This window comes from Amycolatopsis thermoflava N1165, assembly GCF_000473265.1.
Lineage (GTDB): Bacteria > Actinomycetota > Actinomycetes > Mycobacteriales > Pseudonocardiaceae > Amycolatopsis_E > Amycolatopsis_E thermoflava.
Genome location: NZ_KI421511.1, coordinates 5799779 through 5817034, shown reverse-complemented (window position 1 = coordinate 5817034; position 17256 = coordinate 5799779). Strand labels below are relative to the sequence as shown.

Here is a 17256-nt window from a genome sequence, read left to right as displayed (position 1 = left end):
TTCACGCTAGAACCTCCAGATAACTGGAGGTCAAGGAAATGCGCGTGCCCGCCCGGCGCGAGCCCGTTAGGGTCGCGCCTGACATGAGTAAGCACATCGCCATGGTCGGGGTCCCGGCCGTCAGCCACGTCCTGCCCAGCCTCGAAGTGATCCGCGAGCTGGTCGCCCGCGGCCACCGCGTCACCTACGCCAACGACCCGGCCGTGGCCCACCTGATCGAGCCGACCGGCGCCGAACTGGTGCCGTGCACCTCGACGCTGCCGGTGGCCGACAACGACTGGCCCGCCGACCCGATCGCCGCGATGGACCTGTTCCTCGACGACGCCATCCAGGCGCTCCCGCAGCTGCGCGCCGTCTACGACGCGGACCCGGCGGACCTCTACCTCTACGACATCGGGGCGTACGGCGCGCGTGCCCTCGCCGAGTCGCAGGGTCGCCCGTTCGTGCAGTTGTCGCCGACGTTCGTGGCCTGGAAGGGCTACGAGGAAGAGGTCGCCGCGCAGTTGTGGGCGCTGCCCGGCGCCGACGCGCACCGGGCGAAGTTCGCCGATTGGCTCGCCTCGTGCGGGGCGACCACTTTGGACAGCGACGCGTTCTCCGGCCGGTCGCCGCGCGCGCTGGCGTTGATCCCCCGCGCGATGCAGCCGAACGCCGACCGGGTGGACGACAGCGTGACCTTCGTGGGTCCGTGCCTCGGCGATCGCGCGGACGCGGGCGGGTGGACGCGGCCCGCCGACGCCGGGAAGGTCCTGCTGGTCTCGCTCGGCTCGGCCTACACGCGCCAGGCCGCGTTCTACCGGGAGTGCCTCGCCGCGTTCGGGAACCTGCCCGGCTGGCACGTGGTGCTGCAGATCGGCAAGTACGTCGACCCGGCCGAGCTGGGGGAGGTCCCGGCCAACGTCGAGGTCCGGTCCTGGGTGCCGCAGCCGGCGATCCTGGCGCAGGCCGACGCGTTCGTCACGCACGCCGGCATGGGCAGCAGCGCCGAAGGACTGCACGCGGGCGTGCCGATGATCGCGGTGCCGCAGGCCGCCGAGCAGTTCATGAACGCCGACCGCCTGGTCGAACTCGGCGTGGCGCGGCGGATCGACACCGCGGACGCGACGGCCGACTCGCTGCGGACCACCCTGCTGGAACTCGTCGCCGACCCCGACGTCGCTCGCACGTCCGCCCGGCTGCGGGACGAGACTCGCGCCGAGGGCGGCTCGACGCGCGCGGCCGACCTCGTCGAGGAGCTGCTCCGCTAGACACCCGCGGCCGGGTATGGGAAGTCCGCCGGTGGCTTGGCCTTCGGGTCGACCCACCGGCGCATCCCGGCGTCGCAGATGGCGTAGCCCCAGTTGATCAGCCGCTCCTGCACGACGGCCGGGGTGCGACGCAGCCGGGTGGGTGACTCGGCGAGCGCGCGGGTCCGGCTGAGCGGCGCGGGGAGCGCGTCGTCGACCTCGAAGTTGTCGATGTCGCTGTAGCTGCCCCAGTAGGCGCCCGCGAACGTGCCGTCCACATAGGACTTGATCAGCGAGGACGTGCGCAGCGCCCGGACCTGGTTGTCCATGATGTCGAGCGTGCGCAGCAGCTGACCCGGCCAGTTCCGGGACACCGACCGCAGCTTGTCCATGCGCTTGCCGGCGTCGCTGACGAGCACCGTGTCGCAGTGCCCGATCACCGGGTCCAGGCCGAGGTTGTCGAACACGCCGGCGTCGCTCAGCTCGATGCGCCGCTCCTCGCCCGGCACCGGCGTGGTCAGCACGACCGGCGACAGGAACGGCGGGAACGCCGACGACGCCGCGACCGCGGTCGCGAGCTGCACCGGCGGGTCCTGCTGTCGTTCCCGGTAGAACCACCACTGGTCGCCGTCCTGCAGGTCGGTTGCCGTGAATACGAAGTGCGGGCCGTGCGCGGGCAGGTCCGGCAGCAGGAGGTCGCCGAACAGGTGCTTCCGGTACGCCGCCGCGAGGGCTTCCCCGGTGCTGTGGCCGGGTGTCACCAAGCCGCGCAGGATCACCGGCACGTCGAGGGTCCGCCCGGCGAGCGCGCGGACCGGCCGCACGACCTCGTCGGTGAAGTTCGCCGCCACCCCGCCGGTGAACTCCAGCCGCGGCCATGCGACGGCGAGCGCGCCCGCGGTGATCGAGCCGCCGGAGACGCTGGAGATCCGCGTCAGCTCGGGCAGCCGGCCCAGTTCGTTGATGCGCCACAACGCGCCCAGGTGGAACAGCATCGCGCGGTAGCCGCCACCGGACAGGCAGAGCCCGACCCCAGTCATACGGACGGGTGTACTACGGGTGTCCCGCCGGGAGCAAGGAGTCACCTCTTGCCAGACGGTTCCGCGGCCACTAACGTACAACCATGTGGTTGTAAGTCAACTCGACGACGCGGAGATCGACCGGATCTTCCACGCACTCGCGGACGCCACCCGGCGCGACATCGTCACCAGGGTGCTCCGTCAGGAGGAGTCGATCTCGCAGCTCGCCCGCAGGTACGACATGAGCTTCGCCGCCGTGCAGAAACACGTGGCGGTGCTCGCGCGGGCATCGCTGGTCGTCAAACAGCGGAGCGGGAGGGAGCAGCTCGTGCACGGCAATCCCGAGGTCCTGCGCAAGGCGGCCCGCCTGCTCGACGAATACGAACAGATCTGGCGCCACCGCGCCGACGCGATCGGCGACATCCTGTCCGAGGAGGACGAATGACGGTCATCAGCTCGCACAAGGACACCGAGGCCCTCACCCTCACGATCGTCGCGGAGTACGACGCCGCGCCGGAGCGGGTCTGGCGCGTGTGGGAGGACCCGCGCAGGCTCGAGCGGTGGTGGGGCCCGCCGACCTGGCCCGCCACCTTCGAGCAGCACGACTTCAAGGCCGGCGGCCGCTCCAGCTACTTCATGACCGGCCCGGACGGCACGAAGTCCCACGGCTGGTGGGAGATCACCGCGATCGAGGCCCCGCGCCGGCTGGAGTTCGACGACGGTTTCGCCGACGACAAGGGCGAGCGGAACACCGAGATGCCGGTCATCCACTGCGCGGTCACGCTGGAGGCGAACGGCAGCGGCACCCGGATGACCACCGTGAACTCCTTCGACAGCCTGGAGCAGCTGGAAAAGCTGATCGAAATGGGCATGGAGGAAGGCATGAAGCTCGCCGAGGGCCAGATCGACGCCCTGTTGGCCGAGGACTAGTTCCGGAACTCCCAGAGGATCATCGACGGGACATCGGCGCCGGCGGCCTGCGCGGCCGCCGGCGCCAGTCCGGCCAGCGACCACGGCCACGTCTCCCACGGGCCCGGCTCGGCCGCCGGGATCTCCCGCACCGGCGCCACCGGTTCCTCGCACCGCACCGGTTCGAGCCCGGCGGCGAACGCGGCCCGCAGATAGTCGCCGGTGCGGTGGCAGTGCGAGCGCACCCGGCCCGGCGCGCCGTCCGCGCGCCGCACCGCCGGAACGTGCCCGCGCGCCACCTGTTCCGGGTGTACGTCGGCGATCACCACGCGCCCGCCGGGGCGCAGCACGCGCGCGAACTCCGCGAACACCGGGCCCAGGTCCGGCACGTGCGTCAACGCGAGCGAGCAGGTCACCAGATCGACCGGCCCGGACGGCAGCGCGGTGAGGCTCCCGACGTGGAACTCCCCGTCCGGCAAGCGTTTCCGGGCCTGTCCGAGCATCCCGGGCGACGAGTCGACGCCCACCACCCGGTGGCCGCACTCCGCGAGCACCGCCGCCACCCGTCCGGTTCCGCAGGCCGCGTCCAGCGCCACCCCCGGGGACAGCCGGCAGGCGACCTCGCGCACGAACGGCTCGTCGAAGTCGAACGCCGGGTTCGGGGCGTCGTAGGTCGGCGCCCACAGGTCGTAACCCTCGACCGGGTCGACGTGCGCGACCTCCACACCGTCCGGGGACTCCGCCAGCAGCCGCCGGATCTCGGCGAGGCGCTCCGCGACGAACGCGTGGTCGTGCTCGCCGCGGAAGGATCGCAGCAGCGCCAGGCCTTCCAGTCCGAGTACGTAGGCCAGCGGGTGTTCGTACGCCATGCCCGGGACCGTAACGATCACCCGGGGCGGCCACCACGGATTTTCAGTCCAGCAGGTGTTCCAGCACGACCCGCTCGTCCGCGCCGACGTACTCGGCGTAGTAGTCGAACAGGGCGCGCCGCGCCAGCCGGGCCGCCAGCGGGCCGTCGCCGTCCTCCACCGCGCGCAGCACTTCCTTGTGGTGCGCGACCGACGCCGCCATCAGCGCCTGCCGGTCGGTCGAGTTCGCCAGCTTGCCCGCGATCAGGTCCAGCACCACCCCGCGCACGACCTTGCCGCACACCACGATCAGCGTGTTCCGCCCGGCCCGCGCGACCACGTCGTGGAAGGCGACGTCGGCGCGGCTGAACGTCGCGTAGTCGTCCAGGCTCTCCGTCATCGCCGCCAGCGCCGCGCGCAGCTCGGACAGGTCCTCCTCGGTGCGCAACTCCGCGGCCAGCCGGTACGCGGAGCCCTCCAGGATCATCCGGAACTGCAACAGCTCCGCCAACCCCAGCGTTTCCGCACGCGCCAGCCGGTCCAGCGACTTCTGCAGGCTCGCCGGGGACGCGGGCAGGACCTCCGGCCCACGTGGATCGCCAGGGCGCGAGCGGATCACCTCGCCGGCCTGCAGGACCCGCAGCGCCTCACGGATCGTGGAGCGGCTGACCCCGAACTGGGCCATCAGCTCGCGTTCCCCGGGCAGCCGCTCGCCCGGCCGGAGCCGGCCGGTGAGCACGGCCTGCTCGATCTGTTCCACGATCCGCTCGTAGGCGCGGACCGGGCTGACCGGCTCGAACTCCATCGTCGTCTTGACCTTCACCCCGTGTGGTGCAAACCTAGGCTACTGGTCGGACCAGCATACTGACTCGGGGTGAGGATGAAAGTCCGAATTTCCGCGGCGCTGGCGCTCCTGCTGGTGGTCTCGGCCTGCTCCGCCGGATCCACGGCCTCGGTCAGCTCCGGCCCGGACACGCTCGCCGTCGGGTTCACCGCCGAGCCGGCGAACTTCGACTTCACCCGCACCGACGGCACGGCCATCCCGCAGGCCCTGCTCTACAACGTCTACGAGGGCCTGGTGAAGCTCGACGGCAGCGGCAAGATCGTGCCGTTGCTCGCCCGGTCCTGGACGGTGAGCGAGGACAGGCGGACCTACGACTTCCAGCTCCAGCCCGGCGTGACGTTCAGCAACGGCGCGCCGTTCACCGCCGAGGACGTGAAGTTCTCCATCGACCGCGTCAAGACCGACTGGACGATCTCCATCAAGTCCAAGATGGACGTCGTGGACCACGTTGAGGTGGTCGACCCGCTGCACGCCCGCGTGGTGCTGAAGAAACCCAGCAACGGCTGGCTGTTCGACATGACCGGCCGCGTCGGCGCGATTTTCAGCCCCACCGGGGTCGCCGACCTGGCGGGCAAGCCCGTCGGCACCGGGCCGTACGAGGTGCAGTCCCGGCGGCGCGGAGACTCGATCGTGCTGGCCGCCAACCCGGCCTACTGGGGCCGGAAACCGGTCTACCGGACCGTGATCCTCAAGTACATCAAGGATCCGACGGCGTTGAACAACGCGCTGCTCAGCAACGGCATCGACGTCATCGCGCAGATCACCGCGCCGGACTCGATCCCGCAGTTCGAGAACGACAACCGGTTCACCGTCCTGCAGGGCACCACGAACGGCGAGGTCGTGCTCTCCTTCAACGGCGCGAAAGCCCCGTTCAACGACGTGCGCGTCCGCCGCGCCCTCACCCTGGCCATAGACCGGAAGGCCTTGCTGGACACCGCGTGGGCGGGTCGCGGCACGGTGCTCGGCAGCATGGTCCCGCCCACCGATCCCTGGTACGAGGACCTCGCCGGCTACTACCCGCACGACCCGGTGCAGGCGAAGACGCTGCTGGCCGAGGCGGGGCAGACGAACCTGTCGATCCGGCTGCGTGTCGCGAACCTGCCGTACGCGACGGCCGCCGCGCAAGTCGTCGCCTCCGATCTGGCCGACATCGGCGTGCGCGTCACGATCGAGCCGCTGGACTTCCCGGCCGTGTGGCTCAAGCAGGTCTTCACCGACCACGACTTCGACGCCTCGATCGTCCAGCACGTCGAAGCCCGCGACATCACGACCTTCGGCAACCCCAAGTACTACTGGGGCTACGACAACCCGCGGGTCAAGCAGCTCATCTCGGATGCGGACGCGGGCACGCCGGAGCAGCAGGTCGCGAACATGCGCGAGGCCGCCCGGACCATCACCGCGGACGCGGCGGCCGACTGGCTGTTCCTGTACCCGAACGTCGTGGTGGCGAAGAAGAAGGTGACCGGGCTCGCCGCAAACCAGGTCAGCGAGTCCTTCGACCTGACGGGGCTGGGCTGATGGCGCTAGCGATCCTGCGCCGTGTGGCGATCCTGGTGGTCAGCGTGCTGGTCGCCTCCATCGTGGTGTTCGCGTTCATGGCGGTGCTGCCCGGCGATCCGGCGCAGGTCGCGCTCGGCATCAACGCCACCCCGGAGCTGCTCGCCCGCACCCGCGCCGACTTCGGGCTCGACCGGCCGCTGGTCGAGCAGTACCTGAGCTGGATGGGCGGGGTGCTGCAGGGCGATTTCGGCCGCTCCTACGTCACCGGCGAGGCGATCGGGCCGCAGCTGGTCGACCGGCTGGGCGTGACGTTGTGGCTGGTGGGCGCGGGGATGCTGGTCGCGGTCGTGCTCGCGGTGCCGTTCGGCGCGCTGGCCGCGGTGTGGCACCGGCGCTTCGGCGGCACGGCCATCTCCGGCCTGTCGCAGCTCGGTGTCGCGGTGCCGGCGTTCCTTGCCGGGATCCTGCTGGTGCAGGTGTTCGCGGTGCAGCTGCGGTGGCTGCCGTCCGGCGGGTGGACGCCACCGAACCAGGACGCCGGCGAGTTCCTGCGCGGCCTGATCCTGCCCGCCCTGTCGCTCGGTCTCGTGCAGGGCGCAGTGCTCACCCGGTACGTGCGCTCGGCCGTGCTGGACACGCTCGGCCAGGACTACCTGCGTACCGCCCGGGCGAAAGGCCTGCGCCCGTACCCGGCGTTGATGCGGCACGGCATGCGCAACGCCGCCGTCCCGGTGGTGACCGTGCTCGGGCTCCAGCTGACCACACTGCTGGTCGGCGCGGTCGTGGTGGAGCGGGTGTTCGTGCTGCCCGGTCTGGGCAGCATGCTGCTGGACTCGGTGTCCGCGCGCGACCTGCTGGCGGTGCAGGGCATCGTGCTCGTGCTGGTGGTCGCGGTGCTGGTGGTCAACTTCGTGGTCGATCTGCTGTACGTGGTGATCGACCCCCGGCTGAGGACGGCGCGGTGAAGGGGCGGACATCGCCGGCGTTGATCGCCGGCGCGGTACTGGTCGGGCTCGTGGTGCTGGCGGCGCTGGTGTCGTTCGTGTGGACGCCGCACGATCCGCTGAAGGTCGAATCGACCGCCCGGCTGCTCGGGCCGAGCGCCGAGCACTGGTTCGGCACCGACAAGTTCGGCCGGGACGTGTTCAGCCAGATCCTCGTCGGCGCGCGCACCACGCTGTACGTCGGCGTGATCGCGGTCGGCGTCGCCGCGCTGGTCGGCACGCCGCTGGGCATCCTGGCCGGGATGTCGATGCGGTGGCTCGGCGAATTCGTCATGCGGGTCAACGACCTCGTGCTCGCGTTCCCGGCGCTGCTGCTCGCGATCATGCTCGGCGCCGTCTACGGCGCCAGCACGGTCACCGCGATGATCGCGATCGGCGTCGCGACCATCCCGTCGTTCGCGCGGGTGGCCCGCTCCGGCACGTTGCAGGTGATGAGCACCGAGTACGTGCTCGCGGCGCGCTCGGCAGGCCGGTCGCGGTTCTTCATCGCGCGGCGGCACGTGCTGCCGAACATCGGCGGGCTGGTGATCGTGCAGTGCTCGGTGTCGTTCGGCATCGCGGTGCTGGCCGAGGCGGCGCTGTCGTTCCTCGGGTTCGGCACCCGGCCGCCGACGCCGTCCTGGGGGCGCATGCTGCAGGAGTCCCAGGAACTGCTGACGGTGCAGCCGCGGCTCGCGCTGGTGCCGGGTCTGGCGATCGCGATCGCGGTGCTCGGGTTCAACCTGCTCGGCGACGGTCTGCGTGACCGCCTCGACCCGCGGCTGGAGCGGCGATGACCCTCGAAGTTTCGGAACTGTCCGTGCACGCTGGTGCGCATGCGCTGGTGCGCGAGGTGTCGTTCGCGGTGGGCGCCGGTGAGCGGGTCGGGCTGATCGGCGAGTCCGGGTCCGGCAAGTCGCTGACCGCGTCCGCGGTGATGGGCCTGCTGCCGGAGGGGTTGCGGGCGAGCGGTTCGGCGAAGCTGACCGGCACCGAGCTGCTGGGCGCGCCCGAGCGCGAGCTGTCGCGGCGGCGGGGGCGGGACCTGGCGATGGTGTTCCAGGAGCCGATGACCGCGCTGAACCCGCTGATGCGCGTCGGCCGCCAGGTCGCCGAGGCGATCCGGCTGCACACCCGCAAGTCCCGGCGGGCGGCCCACGAGGCCGCGGTGGCGTTGCTGGACGCGGTGAAGCTGCCCGATCCGGAGCAGCTCGCCCGCGCCTACCCGCACCAGCTCTCCGGCGGCCAGCGGCAGCGGGTGGTGCTGGCGATCGCCCTGGCCAACGACCCGGCGCTGCTGATCTGCGACGAACCGACCACGGCGCTCGACGTTACGGTGCAGGCGCAGGTTCTCGACCTGATCCTGACCGGGGTCGCCGAACGGGAGACGGCGCTGCTGTTCATCACGCACGATCTCGCGGTGGTGGCGCGGGTGTGCACGCGGGTGCTGGTCATGTTCGAGGGCCGGATCGTCGAGGAAGGGTCCACTTCGGACGTCCTCACCCGGCCGCGGCACGACTACACGAAGAAGCTGTTGGCCGCGTCGGACCTGGAGGCGGCGTGATCGAACTGCGGGACGTCCACCGCCACTACCGGCGGCCACGCGAGGTGCACGCGCTGCGCGGGGTGTCGTTCACCGTCGCGGCCGGGCAGCGCTTCGGCATCGTCGGCGAATCCGGCTCCGGCAAGTCCACCCTGGTGCGCCTGCTGGCCGGGCTGGACCGGCCCACCTCCGGCGAGGTCTCCTTCGACGGCAGGCGGATCGACGGCCTGCCCGAGCGGAAGCTGGGGTTCCTGCGCCGCGCGGTGCAGGTGGTGTTCCAGGACCCGATGGGCTCGCTGGATCCGCGGATGCGCGTGCGGGACATCATTTCCGAGCCACTGGGCCGCCGCGATCCGGACCGCGTCGCGGAGCTGCTGACCGCGGTCGGGCTGCCCCCGGACGCGGCGAGCCGCTACCCGCACCAGTTCTCCGGCGGGCAGCGGCAGCGGATCTCGATCGCCCGCGCGCTCGCGCCGCACCCGCGGGTGCTGATCGCGGACGAGCCGGTCAGCGCGCTGGACGTGTCGGTGCGCAAACAGATCCTCGACCTCCTCGCCGAGCTGACCGAACGCTTCGAGCTGACGCTGGTGTTCGTTTCGCACGACCTCGCCGTGGTACGCCGGGTCTGCGACACGGTCGCCGTGATGCGCTCCGGGGAGCTCGTCGAGCTGGGCGCGGTGGAACAGGTCTACGGCGATCCGCGACATCCCTACACGAGGGAGCTCGTCGCGGCGGCCCCGAACCTGCGTGCGGAACTGGCCAGGCTGCAGGGAGGACGATGATGTTCGACCCCTATCCGGACGGACTGCCGATCGGGTCCGACTGGGTGTCCACACCGGACACGACGGAGATCAGGTTCCCCTACGACGGCTGCGTGGTCGCGCGGGCGCCGGTCGGCACGCCCGACCTGGCGCACCTCGCGGTCAACGAGGCGGTGCTCGTCGCGCGGGAGGTGGCGAAGCTGCCCTCGCACGTGCGCCGCGAGGTGCTGCTCGGCGTGCACCGGTCGCTGCTGGAGTGGCGCGACGAGCTGGAGGGGTTGCTGGTCGTGGAGACCGGCAAGCCGCTCGTCGACTGCCGCGTCGAGGTCGCGCGGACGCTGGTGACGTGGCAGGCCGCGGCCGAGGAGGTCGCGCGGCTGCACGGCGAGACCGTGCCGCTGGACCTGCTGCCTGCCGGCGAGGGGCTCACCGGGTTCTGGGTGCGCAAGCCGATCGGCGTGGTCGTCGGCATCGCCGGGTTCAACTACCCGCTGCTGCTCGCCTCGCACAAGATCGCGCCGGCCATCGCGGCCGGGTGTCCGGTGATCGTGAAGCCGGCGCCGCAGACGCCGCTGTCGACGCTGTGGCTGGTGCACCTCGTGCGCGAGGCGGCGGCTGGCGTCGGCGCGCCGCTGCCGATGGTCCAGCTGGTCACCGGCGACGCCGAGGTCGGATCGGCGCTGGTCACCGACCCGCGGATCGGTGCGGTGTCGTTCACCGGCTCGGCTGCCGTCGGGCACCGCATCGCGAAGGACGCGGCGCCGCGGAAGACCCTGCTGGAACTGGGCTCGAACTCGGCGCTGGTGGTCGCCGAGGACGCGGATCTCGACGCGGCCGTGGACGCGGTGCTGCGCGGCGGGTTCTACGCGTCCGGGCAGGCGTGCATCTCGGTGCAGCGGCTGCTGGTCGTCGACGCGGTGGCGGACGAGTTCACCGAACGCCTGCTGGCCCGGCTGCCCGAGGTCGTCACCGGCGACCCGCGGGACGAGAAGACCCGGGTGTCGGCGCTGATCGACGAACGGTCCACCCGTCGCGTGCTCGACTGGATCTCGGCGGCGGTCGCCGCGGGCGCGCAGGTGGCCGCGGGCGGCGAGTCGGTGGACGGGATTATCCGGCCGACCGTGCTGACCGACGTGCCGGACGGCGTGGACTGCTGGGACGAGGAGATCTTCGGGCCGGTGGTGTGCCTGCGCAGGGTGCCCGACGTGGACACGGCGTTCACGCAGGTCAACGACTCGCGGTACGGGCTGCACGCGAGTGTGTTCACCCGCTCGCTGCGCACCGCGATGCGGGCGCTCGACGAGCTGGAGGTCGGCGGTGTCGTGGTGAACGAGGTGCCCGGGTTCCGGTCGGACACCATGCCCTACGGCGGCGTGAAGGACTCCGGCATCGGGCGCGAGGGGCCGCGGTTCGCGATCGACGAGCTGACCGTGACGCGGATGGCGGTGATCAGGGCGTGAACTACGAGAAGCTGTTCCGGCTCGACGGGAAGCGGGCCGTGGTGCTCGGCGCGGGCAGCGGCATCGGCCGCGAGTCGGCGCTCGCCCTCGCCGCGCACGGCGCGGAGGTGATCTGCGCGGACCGCAACGCCGCCGCCGCGGCGGAGACCGCGCGCGAGATCCGCGGCGAGTCCTACGAGATCGACGTGCTGGACTCGTCGGCGGTCGAGCGGGCGGCGGGCGAGCTGGGCGCGCTCGACGTCGTCGTGCTGACCGCGGCGACCAACGTGCGCAAACGCCTGCTCGACTACCGGCGCGAGGAGTTCGACCGGGTCGTCGCGCTCAACCTCGGCGCGACCTTCGACGTCGTCCGGGCCTTCGGCGCCGGCATGGTCGAGCGCGGGCGGGGCAGCATCATCGGGTTCTCCTCGATCCGCGGCACCACCGTCGAACCGGGTCAGGGGCCGTACGCGGCGACCAAGGCGGGGCTCGTCCAGCTGTTCCGCACCGCGGCAGCCGAGTTCGGGCCGTCCGGCGTGCGGGTCAACGCGATCGCGCCCGGCGTGGTCGAAACGCCGCTGACCGAACAGATCAAGGCCAGCCCCGACTGGTACGCCGCCTACGCGGGCAAGAGCGCGCTCGGCCGCTGGGCCAAGGCGTCCGAGCTGGCCGGGGCCGTCGTCTACCTGGCCTCCGACGCCGCGAGCTTCGTCACCGGGGCGGTGCTGGCCGTCGACGGCGGCTGGACCGCGGTGGACGGCCGCTACACACCGCCGGAATGAGGAGGGACCCGTGGAGCCGACCGATCTGACCGCGACCGAACTGCTCGCCGCCTACCGCGCCGGGACGTTGTCCCCGGTCGAGGTCACCGAGGCGGTGCTGACCCGCATCGACGCGCTGGAACCGTCCCTGCACGCGCTCTACGCGTACGACCCATCGCAGGCGCGGGACGCGGCCAAGGCGTCCGAACAGCGGTGGCTCGCGGGGGAGGCGGGGCCGCTCGACGGCGTGCCGCTCACGTTGAAGGAGAACATCGCGACCAAGGGCACGCCGGTGCCGCTGGGCACCGCGGCCACCGAACTGGTCCCGGCCCCGGCTGACGCGCCCGCCGCCGCCCGCGTCCGCGAGGCCGGTGCGGTGCTGCTCGGCAAGACCACGATGCCCGACTACGGGATGCTGACCTCGGGGTTGTCCAGCTTCCACACCGCGAGCCGCAACCCGTGGGACCTCTCGCGGACGCCCGGCGGGTCGAGCGCGGGCGCCGCCGCCGCGGCCGCCGCCCGGTATGGGCCGCTGCACGTCGGCACCGACATCGGCGGCTCGATCCGGCTGCCCGCCGGGTGGTGCGGGCTGGTCGGTCTCAAGCCGAGCTTCGGGCGGGTGCCGGTGCACCCGCCGTTCCCCGGCCGGGTCGCCGGGCCCCTGACGCGCACGGTGGCGGACGCGGCGTTGCTGATGGGTGTGGTGTCCGCGCCGGACAGCCGGGACCACCTGAGCCTGCCCCCGGCGGAAATCGCCTGGTCACAATTGGAACTCGACGTCACCGGACTGCGCCTGGGCCTGCAGCTGGACGCCGGGGTCGGGCTGCCGGTCGAGGACGACGTGCGGGCCGCGGTGCTCGACGCGGCCCGCCGGTTCGAGGCGGCCGGCGCGATCGTCAAACCGGTCGAACCCTTCCTGACCAGGGAAATGCTGGACGGGCTCGACGACTTCTGGCGCGTGCGGGCGTGGTGCGACATCAGCGCGCTGCCACCGGAACGGCAGGCGCTGGTGCTGCCGTACATCGCCGCCTGGGCGCAGGGCGGCGCGGAGGTTTCCGGTGTCGCGGCGTACCGCGGGTTCGCCCAGATGGACGCGATCAGCGTCGCCGCGCTGCGTGCCGGTGAGCCGTACGACTTCGTCCTGTCGCCGACCTGCCCGGTTTCCGCTCCGCCCGCGGAGTGGGCGTCGCCGACGAACGACCCGGAGCGGCCGTTCGAGCACATCGCGTTCACCGTGCCCTACAACATGTCCGGCCAGCCCGCTGTGTCGTTGAACTGCGGTTATACGAGTGGGGGACAGCCGGTCGGGCTGCAGATCGCCGGACGGCGCTTCGACGACCTCGGTGTGCTGCAGCTGGCTGCAGCATTCGAAGGAATTCGCGGCCCGCAGCGGTCGCCGGGGGTGTGAAGACGCGCCATCTGGGGGACGATCGGACCCATGCGGATGGTGTACACCGGAGCGGACGAGGAAGAGTTCATCGACGCCCGGCAGCGGCTGCTCGTCGAGCTGGACGCCTGGTCGCAGATGCGGCAACGGGTGGTGGACCCGGTGGTCGCCGGGGCGATGCTGGACTTCCGCTTCGAACGGGACGGCCTGCTCGGCCGCTGGACGCGTGACATCCTCCGCAACGCGCTGCTGGTGTGGTTCCCGCGCAAGGTCGTGCTGCTCGACCCGCACTCCTCGGCCGTGCTGTCCACGGTCGAGGCGCTGATGGACTTCTTCGACGACGCCGACCTGCTGGACGAGCGCAGCGAGCAACCGGCCGTGCTGCGCAGCTATCTGACCGCGATCGCCGACCGGTTCGACACGGCGATGAACGAGCCGTCGAACTTCGGGCTGGCCAAGTTCTGGGCCGTCGCGATGGCCGAGCACGGCATCGACCCGCTGAACGAGGTCGCCGCGCAGGCGTTCATCGACCGGGTGCGGCGGGGTGAGGTCGAGGTCGACCAGACGTTGCTGCACGACCTGGCCTACCGCCACTACCAGGGCGACCCGGACGCGGAGGCGGCCGCGCCGTCCCCGGTGTTCCCGCTCGCGTCGCCCGACCGGCTGGCGGCGGAGGCCGAGGTCACGGCGGTGGTGCCGCAGCTGCGCCGGTTCGTCGAGTGGATCGGCGACGGCCGGGACCTGGCGGAGATCAGCGCGCCCGCCGAGTTCGTCGCGATGGCCAAGCGGGCCGGGGTGGTGCGGGTCTACCGCGGACGGCTGGTGCCGGTGAAGAAGGCGGCGCGGCGGCTGGCCGACCCGGTCGAGCTGTGGCGGGCGGCGGTGGCGTCGATCCTGGGCAACCCGGTCGCGGCCGAGATGGTCACCGAGCTGGCTTCGGAGCCTGCCACCATCCCGATGCTGGTGGAGATGCTGGGCGGCGACGGCGGCACGATCCTGCGGGTGGTGCACCGGCTGGCCGAATACGGGCTGGTGGAGATCTTCCCCGCGGGCGAGGAGCACGTCGAGGACCTGCTGGACTTCGCCGGGGTGGACTACCTCGACGAGGTGCCCGAGGAGGAGCGGCAGGTCGTGCAGCTGCTGCCGCTCGGCGTGCAGGCGGCCTACGAACTGCGGGTCGCCGAGGGCGAGCCGGTGCTGACGGTGGACGACCTCGCGACCGAGACGGCGGAGGTCCTGTTCGCACGCCTGGCGCCGCTGGACGCGCAGGTGCTCGACGAGGGCTCGGCGACGTGGCTGCGCGCGCGGGACCCGGAACGCGCGATCGCCGAGCTGTCGGCGCTGGCCCGCCGGACGGACGACTTCGAGCACCTGATGCTGACGTTCCGCCTGCTGGCGCGCCTCGGCGGCGACGGCGTCGCGGCGATCGCCGCACTGCGGGACCACTCGGCAGCCGGCCCAGCCGCGACGACGTGGCTGTTCGACGCGGGCCTGATCGACCGCAGCGAGGTCGCCGGCCGCGAGCGCACGTACAGCAAGGTGGACCTACTGGCGGCGGACATCCGGACGGAAGGCCGGGAAAAGGCCCTCGCCGACTTCGCCTCACAACCCCGACCGGACCAACTGCTGTTCCTGGCAGGAGCGACGATCTGCGGCCACCCGAGCGCGCGGGAAGTGCTCGAATCGGTCGTCGTGGCACACCCCGACCGCGCCGTGTCGAATGCGGCGCGCAAAGCACTGGACTGGCTCCACGACGAACCGTTTTGAACAAACAAACCAAGGTAGCTGGGTGGTCATCCCGTCGCCTGACATCGGCGCGATCACCTTGAGCCAGGGCCGCAACCCGCGCCTTCGCGCGGAAAGCGCCTCACGGCGCCGGAAGGTCACCTTTCGACCACCCCCGCCCCCGATGCCTGATTTTGTTTCAGTCGCCGAGCAGCGGCGTCAAGGCGGGAAAGAGTACCTTGACCCCGCTGGTCGGCGACTAAAGATCGGCTGTGGATCGGGGGCGGGGGAGGTCTGGGGCGTAGTGGGTCTTCTTTCGTTGCCGGGTGCCGGTTTTCTTGTTGGCTAAAGCTTTCCTAGCTCTTTCCGGCGATCGCCTCGGCCAGTGCCAGGATCCGCTGCGCGTTCTCCACGTGCAGGTTCTCGATCATCCGCCCGTCCACGGTCACCACACCGCGTCCCTCGGCCTTCGCCTCGTCGAACGCGGCGATGATCTTCCGCGCCTGGGCGACCTCGTCGTCCGACGGTGCGAACACCCGGTTGCACGGCTCGATCTGCCCCGGATGAATGAGGGTCTTGCCGTCGAACCCGAACTGGCGTCCCTGCAGGCACTCCGCCTCGAAGCCGGCCAGGTCCTTCACGTCGTTGTAGACGCCGTCCAGGATGACCTTGCCCGTCGCCCTCGCGGCGAGCAGGCACAGCGACAAGCCACCCAGGAGCGGGGCCCGGCCGGGGACGAACTCCGCGTGCAGCTCCTTGGCCAGGTCGTTGGTGCCCATCACCAGCACCGTCAGACGGTCGCTCGCCGCAGCGATCTCCTCCGCGTGCAGCATCGCGACCGGGGTCTCGACCATCGCCCAGATCTTCGTCGAATCGGGCGCCCCGCCGAGCTCCAGCGCGCGTTCGATGTTGTGCACCTCGGCCGCCGAGTTGACCTTCGGCACGACCACCGCGGCCGGGCCGGCCTGGGCTGCCGCCCGGAGGTCCGCGTCGTGCCATTCGGTGTCCAGTCCGTTGACCCGGATGGTCACCTCGCGGCTGCCGTAGGCGCCGGAGGCCGCCGCCGCGCACACCCGCTCCCGCGCCGCCTCCTTCGCGTCCGGGGCGACCGCGTCCTCCAGGTCCAGGATCAGCGCGTCCGCGGGCAGCGTCTTCGCCTTCTCCAGCGCCCGCTCGTTCGCGCCCGGCATGTACAGCACCGAACGCCGCGGCTTCACTCCACTCATGCCAGCGCTTCCTTCGTCGCCTCGTCGTACGCCTGCTTCAGCTCCGGATCGCGCTCGGCCAGCTTGTCCGCCAGCTCCGCGACCACCCGGCACTGCTTGACCGAGGCGTCGTCCTGCATCTTCCCGTCGATCATGACCGCGCCGGTGCCGTCGCCCATCGCCGCGATCACCTTCCGCGCCCACGCGACGTCCTTCGGCTCCGGCGAGAACACCCGCTTCGCGATGTCCACCTGCACCGGGTGCAACGTCCAGGTGCCGACACAGCCGAGCAGGAACGCGTTGCGGAACTGGTCCTCGCAGGCCACCACGTCCCGGATGTCCCCGAACGGCCCGTAGTACGGCAGGATCCCGTGCATCGCGCACGCGTCGACCATCCGCGCGACCGTGTAGTGCCACAGGTCCTGCTGGTAGGTGGTGCGGCCTTCGTGCAAGTCCTCGCCGACCGGGTCGGTCCGCACCAGGTAGCCGGGGTGCCCGCCGCCGACGCGCGTCGTCTTCATGCGGCGGCTCGCGGCGAGGTCCGCCGGGCCAAGCGAAATGCCCTGCATGCGCGGGCTCGCGCCGGCGATCTCCTCGACGTTCGCGACCCCGCTCGCGGTCTCCAGAATCGCGTGCACCAGCAGCGGCCTGCGCAGACCGGCCCGCGCTTCCAGCTGCGCCAGCAACCGGTCGACGTAGTGGATGTCCTGGGCGCCCTCGACCTTCGGCACCATGATCACGTCGAGCTTGTCGCCGATCTCGGTGACCAGCGTGATCAGGTCGTCCAGCACCCAAGGCGAGTCGAGGCTGTTGATCCGCGTCCACAGCTGCGTCGAGCCGAAGTCGGTGGCCTTCGCGATCTCCACCAGGCCCTGGCGCGCGGCCTCCTTGCGGTCCGCGCGCACCGCGTCCTCGAGGTTGCCGAGCAGCACGTCGACCTTCTTGGCCAGGTCGGGGACCTTCGCCGCCATCTTCGCGTTGCTGGGGTCGAAGAAGTGGATCATCCGCGACGGCAGCGCGGGGATCTCGCGGACGGGGTCGGGCGCCCCCACGGCAAGGGGCGCGAAGAAGTCCTTCGGCGAGCGCATCCGTCCTCCCTTGGCACG

At 71.5% G+C, this 17256-nt stretch carries 17 protein-coding genes; 12 read left to right on the top strand and 5 right to left on the bottom strand.

Annotated elements, in window-relative coordinates:
• The first annotated feature begins 23 nt into the window (after positions 1 to 23).
• On the top strand, positions 24 to 1247 hold the full coding sequence (locus tag AMYTH_RS0128630) for a macrolide family glycosyltransferase (RefSeq protein ID WP_408626477.1): 1224 nt from the start codon (positions 24 to 26) through the stop codon (positions 1245 to 1247).
• Here the strand turns inward: AMYTH_RS0128630 and AMYTH_RS0128625 are convergent.
• Positions 1244 to 2266 (bottom strand): patatin-like phospholipase family protein, encoded by a 1023-nt coding sequence (locus AMYTH_RS0128625; protein WP_027933144.1) that lies wholly within the window; start codon positions 2264 to 2266, stop codon positions 1244 to 1246. The two genes, AMYTH_RS0128630 and AMYTH_RS0128625, sit on opposite strands and share 4 nt — an antisense overlap.
• An 85-nt stretch (positions 2267 to 2351) precedes the next feature.
• Here AMYTH_RS0128625 and AMYTH_RS0128620 point away from each other — a divergent pair, with 85 nt between their 5' ends.
• Both AMYTH_RS0128620 and AMYTH_RS0128615 read left to right on the top strand, forming a co-directional pair.
• Positions 2352 to 2690: an ArsR/SmtB family transcription factor gene (locus AMYTH_RS0128620; RefSeq protein WP_027933143.1), complete on the top strand. Its 339-nt coding sequence runs from the start codon at positions 2352 to 2354 to the stop codon at positions 2688 to 2690.
• A complete protein-coding gene (locus AMYTH_RS0128615; protein ID WP_027933142.1) occupies positions 2687 to 3175 on the top strand; it encodes an SRPBCC family protein in 489 nt (162 codons plus the stop codon). Before AMYTH_RS0128620 ends, AMYTH_RS0128615 begins: the two co-directional genes overlap by 4 nt.
• Here the strand turns inward: AMYTH_RS0128615 and AMYTH_RS0128610 are convergent.
• Positions 3172 to 4023: a class I SAM-dependent methyltransferase gene (locus AMYTH_RS0128610; protein ID WP_027933141.1), complete on the bottom strand. Its 852-nt coding sequence runs from the start codon at positions 4021 to 4023 to the stop codon at positions 3172 to 3174. The two genes, AMYTH_RS0128615 and AMYTH_RS0128610, sit on opposite strands and share 4 nt — an antisense overlap.
• A gap of 43 nt (positions 4024 to 4066) precedes the next feature.
• Positions 4067 to 4807 carry a FadR/GntR family transcriptional regulator gene (locus AMYTH_RS0128605; RefSeq protein WP_027933140.1) on the bottom strand — a complete coding sequence of 247 codons (741 nt, stop codon included), beginning with the start codon at positions 4805 to 4807 and terminating at the stop codon, positions 4067 to 4069.
• Between the two features lie 75 nt (positions 4808 to 4882).
• Between AMYTH_RS0128605 and AMYTH_RS0128600 the strand changes: the two genes are divergently transcribed.
• Genes AMYTH_RS0128600 through AMYTH_RS0128560 form a run of 9 tightly spaced genes read left to right on the top strand, consistent with a single transcriptional unit; the run spans position 4883 to position 14987 of the window.
• A complete protein-coding gene (locus AMYTH_RS0128600) occupies positions 4883 to 6364 on the top strand; it encodes an ABC transporter substrate-binding protein (RefSeq protein ID WP_027933139.1) in 1482 nt (493 codons plus the stop codon).
• Complete coding sequence (locus tag AMYTH_RS0128595) at positions 6364 to 7311, top strand: ABC transporter permease (RefSeq protein WP_027933138.1); 948 nt, start codon at positions 6364 to 6366, stop codon at positions 7309 to 7311. The genes AMYTH_RS0128600 and AMYTH_RS0128595 overlap by 1 nt, the downstream gene beginning before the upstream one ends.
• A complete protein-coding gene (locus AMYTH_RS0128590; protein WP_027933137.1) occupies positions 7308 to 8126 on the top strand; it encodes an ABC transporter permease in 819 nt (272 codons plus the stop codon). Before AMYTH_RS0128595 ends, AMYTH_RS0128590 begins: the two co-directional genes overlap by 4 nt.
• Positions 8123 to 8893, top strand: coding sequence for an ABC transporter ATP-binding protein (locus tag AMYTH_RS0128585; RefSeq protein WP_027933136.1), 771 nt, complete (start codon positions 8123 to 8125; stop codon positions 8891 to 8893). The genes AMYTH_RS0128590 and AMYTH_RS0128585 overlap by 4 nt, the downstream gene beginning before the upstream one ends.
• The gene (locus tag AMYTH_RS0128580) at positions 8890 to 9654 is read left to right on the top strand and encodes an ABC transporter ATP-binding protein (protein WP_027933135.1); all 765 of its coding nucleotides are present in this window, start codon (positions 8890 to 8892) and stop codon (positions 9652 to 9654) included. Before AMYTH_RS0128585 ends, AMYTH_RS0128580 begins: the two co-directional genes overlap by 4 nt.
• Positions 9654 to 11093 carry an aldehyde dehydrogenase family protein gene (locus AMYTH_RS0128575; protein ID WP_027933134.1) on the top strand — a complete coding sequence of 480 codons (1440 nt, stop codon included), beginning with the start codon at positions 9654 to 9656 and terminating at the stop codon, positions 11091 to 11093. Before AMYTH_RS0128580 ends, AMYTH_RS0128575 begins: the two co-directional genes overlap by 1 nt.
• Entirely contained in the window at positions 11090 to 11854 is a 765-nt protein-coding gene (locus AMYTH_RS0128570) for an SDR family NAD(P)-dependent oxidoreductase (protein ID WP_027933133.1), read from the top strand. The genes AMYTH_RS0128575 and AMYTH_RS0128570 overlap by 4 nt, the downstream gene beginning before the upstream one ends.
• A gap of 10 nt (positions 11855 to 11864) precedes the next feature.
• A complete protein-coding gene (locus AMYTH_RS0128565) occupies positions 11865 to 13241 on the top strand; it encodes an amidase (protein WP_027933132.1) in 1377 nt (458 codons plus the stop codon).
• A gap of 30 nt (positions 13242 to 13271) precedes the next feature.
• Positions 13272 to 14987 (top strand): hypothetical protein, encoded by a 1716-nt coding sequence (locus AMYTH_RS0128560; RefSeq protein ID WP_027933131.1) that lies wholly within the window; start codon positions 13272 to 13274, stop codon positions 14985 to 14987.
• A 314-nt stretch (positions 14988 to 15301) separates the two neighbouring features.
• Here AMYTH_RS0128560 and AMYTH_RS0128555 read toward each other — a convergent pair whose 3' ends face one another.
• A complete protein-coding gene (locus AMYTH_RS0128555; RefSeq protein ID WP_037322744.1) occupies positions 15302 to 16171 on the bottom strand; it encodes an HpcH/HpaI aldolase/citrate lyase family protein in 870 nt (289 codons plus the stop codon).
• Positions 16168 to 17238, bottom strand: a complete 1071-nt coding sequence (locus AMYTH_RS0128550) for an HpcH/HpaI aldolase/citrate lyase family protein (RefSeq protein WP_017986040.1) — start codon at positions 17236 to 17238, stop codon at positions 16168 to 16170. Before AMYTH_RS0128550 ends, AMYTH_RS0128555 begins: the two co-directional genes overlap by 4 nt.
• Between the last annotated feature and the right edge of the window lie 18 nt (positions 17239 to 17256).